The sequence below is a fragment of the Pontibacillus salipaludis genome (assembly GCF_014642405.1).
GTDB classification, from domain to species: Bacteria; Bacillota; Bacilli; order Bacillales; family BH030062; genus Pontibacillus; species Pontibacillus salipaludis.
Window position 1 is genome coordinate 121,514 of record NZ_BMIN01000005.1, and the last position, 12,419, is coordinate 133,932.

9 protein-coding genes are annotated in these 12,419 nt (G+C 42.7%); 8 read left to right on the forward strand and 1 reads right to left on the reverse strand.

Annotated elements, in window-relative coordinates; translation table 11 throughout:
• The first annotated feature begins 461 nt into the window (after positions 1-461).
• Positions 462-1,148 (forward strand): response regulator transcription factor, encoded by a 687-nt coding sequence (locus IEW76_RS07780; protein WP_188652551.1) that lies wholly within the window; start codon positions 462-464, stop codon positions 1,146-1,148.
• A gap of 154 nt (positions 1,149-1,302) precedes the next feature.
• Here IEW76_RS07780 and IEW76_RS07785 read toward each other — a convergent pair whose 3' ends face one another.
• Positions 1,303-3,009: a hypothetical protein gene (locus tag IEW76_RS07785; protein ID WP_188652553.1), complete on the reverse strand. Its 1,707-nt coding sequence runs from the start codon at positions 3,007-3,009 to the stop codon at positions 1,303-1,305.
• Between the two features lie 426 nt (positions 3,010-3,435).
• Between IEW76_RS07785 and IEW76_RS07790 the strand changes: the two genes are divergently transcribed.
• Genes IEW76_RS07790 through IEW76_RS07820 form a run of 7 tightly spaced genes read left to right on the forward strand, consistent with a single transcriptional unit; the run spans position 3,436 to position 12,404 of the window.
• Positions 3,436-5,514 (forward strand): hypothetical protein, encoded by a 2,079-nt coding sequence (locus IEW76_RS07790; protein ID WP_229721159.1) that lies wholly within the window; start codon positions 3,436-3,438, stop codon positions 5,512-5,514.
• Positions 5,515-5,527: 13 nt separating this feature from the next.
• The gene (locus tag IEW76_RS07795) at positions 5,528-6,688 is read left to right on the forward strand and encodes a HEAT repeat domain-containing protein (RefSeq protein ID WP_188652555.1); all 1,161 of its coding nucleotides are present in this window, start codon (positions 5,528-5,530) and stop codon (positions 6,686-6,688) included.
• 20 nt (positions 6,689-6,708) lie between these two features.
• Positions 6,709-8,127, forward strand: coding sequence for a glycosyltransferase family 2 protein (locus tag IEW76_RS07800; protein ID WP_084599517.1), 1,419 nt, complete (start codon positions 6,709-6,711; stop codon positions 8,125-8,127).
• Between the two features lie 22 nt (positions 8,128-8,149).
• Complete coding sequence (locus tag IEW76_RS07805; RefSeq protein WP_188652557.1) at positions 8,150-8,956, forward strand: response regulator transcription factor; 807 nt, start codon at positions 8,150-8,152, stop codon at positions 8,954-8,956.
• Between the two features lie 21 nt (positions 8,957-8,977).
• Positions 8,978-10,333 carry a nucleotide sugar dehydrogenase gene (locus IEW76_RS07810; protein WP_188652559.1) on the forward strand — a complete coding sequence of 452 codons (1,356 nt, stop codon included), beginning with the start codon at positions 8,978-8,980 and terminating at the stop codon, positions 10,331-10,333.
• Positions 10,334-10,383: 50 nt separating this feature from the next.
• Positions 10,384-12,216: a glutamine--fructose-6-phosphate transaminase (isomerizing) gene (gene glmS / locus IEW76_RS07815; protein ID WP_188652561.1), complete on the forward strand. Its 1,833-nt coding sequence runs from the start codon at positions 10,384-10,386 to the stop codon at positions 12,214-12,216.
• Between the two features lie 20 nt (positions 12,217-12,236).
• Positions 12,237-12,404 carry a hypothetical protein gene (locus IEW76_RS07820; RefSeq protein ID WP_188652563.1) on the forward strand — a complete coding sequence of 56 codons (168 nt, stop codon included), beginning with the start codon at positions 12,237-12,239 and terminating at the stop codon, positions 12,402-12,404.
• Positions 12,405-12,419 lie beyond the last annotated feature (15 nt).

Here is a 12,419-nt window from a genome sequence, read left to right on the forward strand (position 1 = left end):
CAAGTGGAGAGCTTGGACTTGCTGGGGGACAACTCGCTTTCCTGCGGGGGGCTGGGAAGCCTCCTCGTTCGCTATCGCTCACTGTGGGGTCTCCCCTAGGCTCCTTGCCCCGCGGGAGTCTCGCAGTCCCCCAGCAAGTCCTGGCAATAGTGAGAGAAACGGACCCTCTAATTGTAGTGTAGGTGGGGAGCTCAGTTCTCCGAAATCGCATGTTTCCGTTCCCTCTAATATGGAAAAGGTGGGCCTGGAAACTGCGAGACTCCCGTGGGTAGAAGAGCCTAGGTGAGACCCCGGAAAGCGCGTAGCGCTTGAGGAGGCTCACCAGCTCCCCACAGGAAAGCGAGTGGTTTCCAGGCCCGCCTTACTCTCAATAAAAGCTAACGGAAACATCCTATCAATTCCATTAACAGAGTCATATAAAAAATAGACAATTTAAGCTTAACTTGTGGGGAGAGACGTACATGATTCATATATTACTAGTAGACGACCATCCTTCTGTTGGGGAAGGTACAAAAGTAATGATCGAGAAAGAAGAAGATATGCAAGTGACGATTGTGGATGCCGCTGGGAAGGCATTACCACTTGTACAGGAGCAAGATTTTGATGTGATGCTATTTGACCTTCGTATGCGGGGGATGAATGGGATTGAACTGGTGAAAGAAGTTCGCGCTCTTGGGAAAGAGGCGCCCATTTTAATCTATACGGGGTACGATATTGGCCCATACTTTAACACGCTAATTGAAGCAGGGGCTTCTGGGTTCATAAATAAAACAGAACCAAGGGATCAGCTCATTCTTTCTATTCGATCGGTTCTAAAAGGAAAGGTTATATTGCCTATCCAATTGTTCAAGCAGTTACGCCGTATGGAAGTGCAAGTGGACCATGGTGTTAAGGAAGAGCAAGTGGAAGAAGAACAAGAAGAGATTCAGGAAGATGTATCGATCAATTCGAAGGAACAGAAAATATTGATTGAAGTGGCTAAAGGGAAAAGTAACCGAGAAATTGCGAGTGATCATTTTAAGAGTCAGCGCACCATTGAATATAACCTCACTGAGATCTTTAAGAAATTACAGGTGAAATCAAGAGCTGAAGCCGTATTAAAGTCTAAACAACTTGGCATTATTTCTGATGAAGATATAAACGAATAAAGAAAGCCTTAAAAAAGAGGGACAGGCATTCGCACAGCAAAAACCGTGCAGGTGCCTGTCCCTCTTTCTTGCGTTAAAGCAATAGGGCGTGCCAGACACCCGTCAGTGCGTTAAAGCAACGCAGGGTGTCTGGCACGCTTTAGTTGGGTAAAGCTTATGGTTTGGCGGTGGTCCAGTATTTGTAGGAGTGGACGAGTGTGCCGTTGTAGGTTGGGTGATCTTTTAAGTTTGTGTTTAGTTGATCAATTTCTTGTTCCATATAGGCTGCGCCTTCTTCGTAAAATGAAATATGGTTCACGTACGGATTTTCTTTCATTTCAACCGAGAGTAGGATTTCTTTGTTCAATTCAGCTGCGTGCTGAAGTTCTTCCTCTGCCATGTACATAATTCCCCCAGCGCCTTCGGTGAAATCACGAAAGGCCATGACAGACGTGTGATCCATTGTCTCGATGACCCATCGATTAAATGGCATCCCTTTACCTGGAGCGGGTTCTTCGTCAAACCACATCGCAAGATCCATGCTTGCTTCAAGGTTGGAATTTAGTCTCGTTTCTTCAACATAGAACTCTAAGTTGCTAATCCATTGGGATAAGAGGTTTTCCTTATCTTGGTCCCATTCGTCTAAGACATATGGCTCAATATCTAAATGGATGCCTTGGAATGTAGAAGATGCTGATACCTGTTGATTGTAGGCTTTCACGTAGTCAATTAATTTCTTTATTCGAAAGCGTTCGCTCTCCTTGGCCCAAGTTGGGTGACCACCCATTGCGTGAACCTCAATACCTGCCTCACGAGCCTTCTGAACGAATCCACTATAGGAAGAATAGGGTTCGCGTAAATCTAGACGCGCGTAAATGAAGTTGATATCTTGTTCTTTCGCAAACGCTAAAATGTCGTCTCCTTCTTGAATCAAACGTTCGGCTTCCCAAATATAAGTCCCTCGAACAGACTCATGTGCTTCCTCTGATTCACCTGAGTCTATTGGTTCCTCAGGATTGAGGTTCAATTGGTCTTTCACATACTGATAGCTTTGAAAAGCTGTCCCACTGTAACTCGAATAGTCTCCTGCATGCTCTTCAAGGACCCCTAAATGCATATTCATATCCGCAATTCCTTCTTCTGCAAACGAAACGTAATCAAGGCCCGTGTCTTCCATAGTGACCCCAATCAAAAGAGGGCGACCGAGCTCGTCCGCTGTTTCTAGTTCTGTTTCGATGAGCGACATAATGCCATTATCACCTTCAAGCGTTTCCCTAAAGGCTAAAATCGTTGTTTGATCAAATTGATGAATCATCCATTCGTGAAAAGGCTTCCCATCAGAGCCTGGTGTTTCAAGTACATCAAGCCAGAAAGGAATCGTCGCTGTGACTTCTAACTCAGATTCTTTTACCTCAGCAGTAAAAGCCTCAATATTTTTCTTCCACTCCTGTAAAACGCGTTCTTGGTTCACGTCCCATTCAGGTAAGTGATACGCTTTGATATCGATGTTGACGCCTTTGAAACTAGAGGTTTGTCCTGATCGTGAGTTATAGGACTTGACCCAATCTGCAAATTCGGTGACGGCGTCCTGATGAGTCGTAAGTCCCCAAGAAGGATTTCCGCCCCATGCATATACATCGATTCCTTTTTCACTAGCTTGTTCTATAAAGCTTTGATAGAAGGAATCGGACTCGGTTTGATCAAGCTCAACGTAAAGAAGGGTGACTTGTTGATCCACCGCTGCCTTAAGAACTTGGTCACTTTCTCCCGCAAGTTGCTCCTTGTGAACATACATGGCGTGATCTGTATCTGGGGAATGCTTAAATCCAAGTAATATAAAGGCGACCCCTGTTAACAAAAACAAATAAAAAGACTTTCTCATTGTGTTCCTCCATCCCAGAAAATAATGTCGTAAAACAGCTGTTTTTGTTGAAAGCGCTTCAATAATGGAATCGTTCTCCTATTTTCAAAATCCCGCATTTCGGAACCTTTTACACCCCCGCATAATTAGAGAAAAACAGCTATGACAAGGGTTCAAGCTTTTGCGTGGTACCTCCATATTCGAGTACCGAAAGCTGAAACAGGGGGGCAACGCAATCGAAATTCGTGATTCCGAAGTGGGGTTTTCGAAGATGCAGCTGTCGAACCGTGTTACGTTATTAACTGTGCTAAGGCAAGTAGCAATTTTAAGTTAAATGTTTGTCAGATAATTTTCAAGAACAAATCAACAGACAAAGAAAAACAAGAAAATGTAACTACACTTCTTAACAGGAGGGGGGCAAGAGTCATCTCAGGCAAGAAGATCGGGGTGGGTGCTATTCTTCTTGCAGTTGTTTTAACGATCAGCTATACGTTGTTATCAACGAGTAAGCCCGTAGAGAGTAAAACAATGCAAGACGGCACAAAGATGAAGTTTCGTACCCAACAACAAACAATCGAAATCTATCAAAATGAATCCTGGTCGCCTCTTCCTATTAAAGGGGTGAACCTGGGGGCAACTCTTCCGGGCTACTATCCCGGATCACTCCCTCTTGATCAAGAGACGTATAAACGTTGGTTTAGAAGTATGAAAGATATGGGAGTTAATACGGTCCGCATTTATACGATTCACGAGCCGGTGTTTTACGAAGCGCTAGTCGATTTCAACCGTAACCATCCTGAAGATCCTCTTTATTTCATTCAGGGCGTATGGTCTCCGGTAGAACAACTACATGAAACAAATGATGCTCTAGCACCTGAAGTAACATCCGCTTTTAAGAAAGAAATTGAAAGAGCGGTTGGTGCGGTTTACGGAGAAACGACGATTAAAGAAAAAGCGGGGAAAGCAAGCGGAACATTCGACACAAATGCGGCGCCGTATTTACTCGCCTGGCATTTAGGAACAGAGTGGGATCCAAAGATGGTTCAAAACACAAACAACACTCACGAAGGTGAGGCCGTATTTGAGGGGGAGTCTTTCAAAGCATCAGACGAGGCGAACCCATTTGAATCTTGGCTTTCTGAACTCTTAAATTACACAGCTCAACTTGAAAAGGAAAAAGGGTGGCAGCATCCAATGACCTTTACAAATTGGGTGACAACAGACCCACTTAAACACCCTGAAGAACCACTCATTATGGAAGATAAGGTAAGCATTGATGCTACGCATATTAAGAAGAAGGACTGGGACGGAGGCTACTTTGCTTCCTTCCATGCCTACCCTTACTACCCTGATTTTTTGAGGCTGGGTGAAGCTTATGAAGATGTGTTAAACGAAGAAGGCAATCCAGACGCATACAAAGGCTACCTCAAAGAATTGAAAGAGTATCATGCTGAAATGCCTATCATGATTACCGAGTTTGGTTTACCATCTTCGCTCGGTGTCGCCCACTTAGGTCAGTACAATCGGGACCAAGGAGGTCACACAGAAGAGGAGCAAGGGAAGATGAACGCTGAACTGTATGAGCTAATCACTGAAGAAGGCTATGCAGGTGCTGCTCTTTTCACTTGGCAGGATGAATGGTTTAAGAAAACATGGAACACCATGCCATTTGTTGAAGAGGGTCGGCGAGCCTATTGGTTTAACTATCTATCTAGCGAAACGTCATACGGACTCGTTGGCATGTACCCTGGTTTAGAAGATGACATCCGAATTGACGGTAGCAATGAAGAGTGGGATGACCTTAAAGATGTAGAAACACATAACGTAAAGAAGGGTCCTATAGAAACAATTTCTTTCACACATGATGAAGGGTATGTCTATGTTAACGCTCAATTGTCGGAAGCTTATGAAATAAATAGCGAGCCGTTTCGCTTAGGTGTAGATACGCTTCCAGGTGGTTCGGATGTCTCTTCTTCAAAAGAGGGAGTTGAGGCGCTCATTACTCTAAGTGGTAAAGAGGGTGAGGTTAAGCTCTCATCAGATTATGACCCACATCATCGTTTGTATAAAGACGAGCAAGCTACTCAGCCTTCCCTAAATCAAGAGTTTGTTCCGTGGAAATTACCTGTAAGTCTTAAATTTGAACCACCAAACACAAGACATGCCCATCCGTTTGAAGATGTAGGCGTTGGAGGTTTGAAAAGAGGGGACGCAGGAGCATTCCAGAGTAAGGATTACGATCCGCAAGCCCTTTGGGACATGAAAGGGAACGTAATCGAGATGAAGATTCCTTGGGCGTTACTCGGCTTTTCTGATCCTAGTCAACGAAAGGTTGTCAGCTATCCAGATCAAAAGGAGTCATCAAGCATTACGACCGAATCCGTTGAATCGATCAACTTCCTCCCACTTATTGGAAGGTATGCCGAAACATCGTTCTCTTATACATGGGATAAATGGAACAAAGTAAAGTATTCAGAGCGAAAGAAAAGAAGTTTTTATTACATGAAAGAAGCTTATACAAACTAAAGGAGGACTGTGTATGTTTTTCAATTTAGAAGCGGCTTTTTATGTCATTTATGTACTGGCAGGACTCATGACCATTATGTCATCCATTATTATCGGCATTAAAGTTAAGAAGAAACGAACACATAAGAAAACAGAAAAAGTCATGCAAGAACATGAAAGTTACTTCAAGTACGTGACGCAACAATTAGACGCCAAGGAATCGTTGCACGTTCCAAAAGCTGAACTCACAACATTTGAGAAGAAGGTCTTTCAACGTGAGTTAGTTGAACGAATCGAGCGTCTATCAGGAGCTCAACGTGAAAAGCTAATCCAATTATGTAAAGATCTTGGCCTCATTGAATTCAATTTAAAACGATTGAAGAGTGGGCGCCATTACGTTCGCCTTGAAGCAGCTTATAACTTAGGGGCTATGCGATGCGCGGAAGCTGTTCCGACCCTTTGTAAAATGCTTTATAAAAATAAGAAAGACTCAACACGTTTTATCATAGCAAGGTCCATTGCTCAAACTGCAACATCCACAGGGCAAGTCAATGATATGATTCACTATCTAGCTAAGGATCAAGAGAATAACTATCAATTAATTGTAGATATTGCTCAAGAGTCTGACTTGGATTTACACGCACCATTCATTTCTTTATTAAAGGAACCAAACCCAGAACTTACGAAGGTGGGACTGTTTGGGTTAAGAGACCAGCCGGATTCTGAAATGCATTCCATCCTTAGGCCTCACCTCAATTCAAACGACTACGATATTCGTATGAACGCAGCGAAGCTAATGGTTGCCTCTGGAGGTTCATCGTTACAAGAAATGGAACAGTTCATGAAGTTTAAAGATGAAGAAGTTCGCTTGTTTACAGCAGAATGGATTGGCCAGACAGGCGTGAAGAAGTATCAAGAAGTACTTGAACTAGGTGTTCAAGATGAGAATAAACAGGTTGCAAGGAAGAGTGCGAAGAGCCTTTCTCAGCTAGGGGATTCTGGTTTCCGTACCCTTTGTAAGCTTGCAGTAAGCAATTTACGAAACGGAACGATCGCTTTTGAAATGATCCATGAATACTTGAAAGAAAGCGCTGCTGGGTATTCTACGAATCGTAAAGTAGCGGATTACCATCGTAAACTATCGATTTATGAAACCTACTTCGGCAAAGACCAAGAGCTTATTGACGCCATGTAATTGGTAGAAAGGGGAGAGGCATGAGAGAAATATTACTCGGTTACGGCATATTCGCAATGTATTATGTCTTAACCATCAACACGATCTACTTCGGGATTATCTTATTCTCATTTAAAGAAATCTCTAAAATCCTAAAAAGCACGACATTCTCAAAATACAAATCGTTATCGGGATCGAACAACGTACCTCCCATATCGATTCTTGTACCAGCGTTTAACGAGGAGTTAACGATTATAGAAAACGTTCGTTCACTTCTCGCTCTACACTATCCGAAACACGAAGTTATCGTCGTGAATGACGGATCAAGTGACGACACGGTTGGTGTTCTAATTAAGGAATTTGAACTTCAATATTACAAGCCAACATCGATCAAGGATGTCATTAAGACGGCGAAGGTGAGAGGGCTTTACTATAACCCAGATTATCCAAATCTTTATGTCGTGGATAAAGAAAATGGCGGTAAAGCGGACTCATTAAATGCAGGGATTAACTTATCCAGTTATCCACTCATCTCATCTATCGATGCTGACTCGTTATTAGAAGAAGATGCACTTATTCGAATTGCACGTATGTACATGGAAAAGCCTGAGGAGTATGTTGCGATTGGCGGGAATGTCCGCATTGCAAACGGCTGTAAGATTGAAAATGGCGTTGTGAAAAATGTGAAACTACCGAAAAAGCTACTACCAATGTGGCAGCTAGTCGAATATATGAAAGCCTTCTTAGGTGGACGTATTGGCTGGAGTTCTGTAAATGGTTTAATTATCGTCTCTGGCGCGTTCGGTGTATTCCGTAAAGATTATGTGGTTGAAGTAGGGGGCTACCGAGGTGGTTACCCAGGTGAAGATATGAACATTATTATTAAACTTCACCGTCACATGCTTGAGAACAATTTACCGTATAAGGTTGCCTTTTGCCCTGACGCTGTTTGTTGGACGCAGGCACCTGATACATTCAAAATCCTTGGAAGCCAACGTAAGCGCTGGGGTCGCGGTAACTTGAAGAATATGATCGAGGAAGGCCGCTTTATGTTTATGCGACCGAAATATAAGATCATGGGTTGGCTAACAATTCCCTATAACATCATTTTCGAAACGTTAAGTCCTTATTTCAGAATTACAGGATTACTTGCTCTAATTGGGTACGCTCTTATGGATATGTCAGGTTGGAAGATTTTACTCGTCTTCAGCTTAATCAATATTCTTTACGGAACATTACTCGGAATTGGATCCATGCTTCTTGAAGAGATTGCCTTCCAACGTTATCCGAGAATTCGAGATTTCTTTAAGATGTTGATCTATACAGTGCTTATGTTCTTCGGTTATAGACAACTTGGGATTCTGTGGAGATTCTTAGGTCACATCGACTTCTTCCGTAAGAAGACATCTTGGGGAACGATGGTCCGAACAAGTTTCAATGAAGATAAGAAATCAGCCTAATGGAAAGAGGGGGTAGAGAGCTGTGGAACAGCAAGTGGGATCACGGATTATTCAGACGTTTCATCATTTCCTAGAGTATTATCAGGAAAGTAACTTAGCTTGTGGAATGATTATTGCTCGCGCAGATCTTAATGCCAAGGAGCTTGAGAAGCTGAAAGCTCATATGGAACGCCTCGAGCCAGAGGTAGGTGTTCAGTTTAGTCATGATCAGACAGAAGGGTTGGTTGGTATTTTACTAGACAACCGCACCATTGGGTATTCCCACTTTTATTCCTTATATGTAAAAGACTTCTTAGAAGAGAATGGCTTTCTTTCAGGTTCCATATTGGTTGGGAGCTTTCCTGAAAGCAGTCCATATGCAGAGCAGATGCTCTTTGATATGGTTTCTGAAATCATTTCAGAAAACGGGCCTCAAGGTGAGATCCGCGTCTTTAAAAAAGAAAATAACAAAAAGAATGATTCAATTTTAATTGTGGATAGTGATGAAAAAGTGTTGGAACTGGTTACCTCGTATTTTACTCATAAAGGGTACACCGTTCACACCGCAACTGATGGTAAAGAGGGTGTAGCTCAATACGAGAAGCACCATCCGAGCCTTGTTATTACAGAAATTAATTTATCAGCTCTTGGTGGTTATCAGTTCATTCATCATATTCAACATTTAGAGGCTGTGAAGGCTGCGCCTATTATGGTGCTTACGAATAAGCAATTAGAAGAAGATGTTAAGCGAACATTCGAATACGGGGTATCCGACTATGTCACGAAGCCATTTTCCTTAATGGAACTCGAATCACGAATGGTTAAGTTGTTACAAGCGGTTCATTCATAATTTATTTAGGGGGACTTATTCATGAAATATGCAAATCATTTAGCTCAAAAAATTGAAGCGAAGAAAGCAAATATTGGTGTAATCGGTATGGGTTATGTAGGACTTCCGTTAGCGGTTGAAATGGTGAAATCCGGTTTCAACGTAACAGGAATTGACCTTGACCCGAATAAAATCGACGCACTAAAAGCAGGAGATTCTTATATTCAGGACATTACAGATCAAGATCTTAGAGAAGCACTTGAATCAGGGCGTTTCCGTCCTTCAACAGATTATGACCTTGTGAACGAATTAGACGCAATCAGCATCTGTGTTCCAACTCCTTTAAGTGAGAACCAAGATCCTGACACGTCCTATATCACAAGTGTAATCGAGAAAGTGAAGCCAAGCATGAAGAAAGGGACATTGATCACGCTTGAGAGTACGACGTACCCAGGTACAACAGAAGAGCTTATTCTTAGCGAATTTAATAAGTTAGGCTATCAAGCTGGTGAAGACTTCTTCCTATGCTACTCGCCTGAACGTGTAGACCCAGGTAACGACACCTTTAACACGAAGAACATGCCGAAAGTAATTGGCGGAGTAACGCCGAAATGTAGCGAGCTTGGTGCGAGCTTGTATCAAAACTACGTAGGCAATGTTGTTCCTGTTTCATCTCCACGAGTTGCTGAGATGTCTAAGCTTCTTGAAAACACGTTCCGTAGTGTGAATATTGCTTTCGTCAATGAAATTGCGATGATGTGTGAACGAATGGACATCGATGTTTGGGAAGTAATCGATGCAGCAGCGACAAAACCATTCGGCTTCATGAAATTCCAACCGGGACCTGGAATTGGCGGTCACTGCATTCCGCTTGATCCAATGTACCTTTCTTGGAAAGCAAAAGGATTCCGTTTCTACAGCAAGTTTATCGACCTTGCACAATCCATTAATAGCAACATGCCTGACGTTGTTGTGTCTAAGACATCACAAGTTCTTAACGTTTACGGGCGTTCTGTTAATAGCTCAAACATCTTGATTCTAGGAATGGCGTACAAGCCAAATATCAGTGACCTTCGTGAATCTCCAGGTCTTTATCTTTATGAGCTTTACAAAGAGAGTGGGGCTAACGTAGAGTATTGCGATCCACATGCTCATAGCTTCATTGATGATGACGGTGAGATTGTAAGATCGGTTCCTTACAACAAAGAACAGTTGAAGAAATATGATTGCATGGTACTTGTAACGAATCACTCTGACTTTGATTATCAAGAATTGGCTGATCTTGGTGTACCAATTGTTGATACTCGTAACGCATTTGAAGAGTTCGACCGTGATCACATTCACAAGCTTGGAACATCTTCTAAAGTTCACACAAAAGATCATTCTATAGCATTATAAGTAGATTTAGTAACCATTATACAAACACACAGACAAGGGAGATGAGAAACATGTGCGGAATCATGGGGTATATCGGACAGCAGCACACGCAAGAAATTTTAACAAATGGACTTAAGAAGCTTGAGTATCGCGGCTATGACTCTGTTGGGGTGGCGATCCACGACGGAGAAGAGGTTCATGTAACGAAAGCAGAAGGGCGCTTAGATAACCTGGCGTCCCGTCTACAAGACGCACCACTTCAAGGTTCTATTGGGATAGGTCATACACGTTGGGCGACACATGGTCGTCCTTCTGATGAGAACTCTCACCCTCATACAGATGATGAGACAGAATTTGCGGTCGTTCACAACGGAATTATCGAGAACTATATCGAGCTCAAAGATGAACTTGTTGCAGAGGGCGCAACATTCACATCTGAAACTGACTCAGAAGTCATCGCGCATTTACTTACGAAGCTATATGACGGCGATGTTGTCTCAACCATTCAGAAAGTGGTTGAAAAATTAGACGGTGCTTATGCGTTAGGTGTTGTATCTCGTCATACTCCAGGTAAATTATACGCAGTTCGACAAGCAAGTCCGCTTATTATTGGCTCAGGAAACGGGGAGAACTTCATTAGTTCAGATATCCCAGCAGTCTTGGAGCATACGCGTGATGTGTACATCTTAGAAGATGGAGAAATGGCTGTACTAACGGAAGAAAGCATTTCTTTAATGGATGTTACAACAGGGAAATCCATCTCTCGTGATCTATTCCGGGTGGATTGGGATATGGAACAAGCGGAGAAGAACGGCTTCGATCACTTTATGTTAAAAGAAATCTTCGAACAGCCGAAAGCTCTTGAAAAGACAATGGCTGGTCGAGTAGATAAAGAAACAAACGAAGTTGATTTCCCTGAACTTGCTTGGACGGAAGAACAAGTAGCGAAGTGGGATAAAGTTCACATTGTAGCATGTGGAACAGCTTACCACGCTGGACTATTAGGTAAAGCAGCAATTGAAGAATTAACACGCACACCGGTTGATGTAGAAGTGGCGTCAGAATTCCGTTACCGTAACCCAATCGTAAACGAAAATACGCTTGTCATCGCGGTGAGTCAATCGGGTGAAACAGCTGACACATTAGCGGCACTTCGTCAAAGTAAGGAACTGGGCGCAAAAACGTTATCCATTACGAATGTTGTAGGGAGCTCGATCTCTCGTGAAGCCGACAACGTTATTTTAACACTAGCAGGACCAGAGATTGCCGTTGCTTCAACGAAAGCATACACGACTCAAGTATTATCGTTCTATCTACTAGGCATTTACTTAGCTCAGAAGAAGAAGCAAATCACACCAGAACAAAATGCTCAATACATGGCAGCTCTTCAGGAAGTACCGGAGCAAATGGAAGAGATCTTGTTCCATAACGATGAGATTAAAGAGTACGGCGAATCCATTAAAGATGCGAAGAGTGTGTTCTTCTTGGGACGTGGAATCGATACCGCAGTTGCCCTTGAAGGGTCATTGAAATTAAAAGAAATTTCATACATCCATTCTGAAGCCTATGCGGCTGGTGAATTAAAGCATGGTACGCTTGCCTTGATCGAAGAAGGGACACCAATCATCTCTCTACTTACTCAAGAGAAGCTGTACGATAAGATGCTTGGAAACATCAAAGAAGTGAGTGCACGAGGAGCAAATGTTTTAGGGGTAACGATGAGAGGGAATGTGAAAGTAACACAATACGTCGATGAGACATGCTTCATACCAGAAACATATTCTCTATTTACGCCATTATTATCCGTTCTCCCTCTACAGCTGATTTCCTATTACACATCTCTAGCGCTTGGAAACGATGTGGACAAACCACGTAACCTGGCTAAGAGTGTAACGGTAGAATAAATCTAAAAGGAGGTTCCCTCTTGCAAAAGGAACGTCACCAAACAACGCTCGATGAATCAAACTTGAAAACGATTATGCTAGGCATTCAAGAAAAAATTAATGACCAAACCATCTCCGAAGATGGCCAAATCTTAACAAAACTAATCAACGACCTGCGCCCCCATTTCCAACAAGCAGGCAACGAATAACATACTATAACAGAC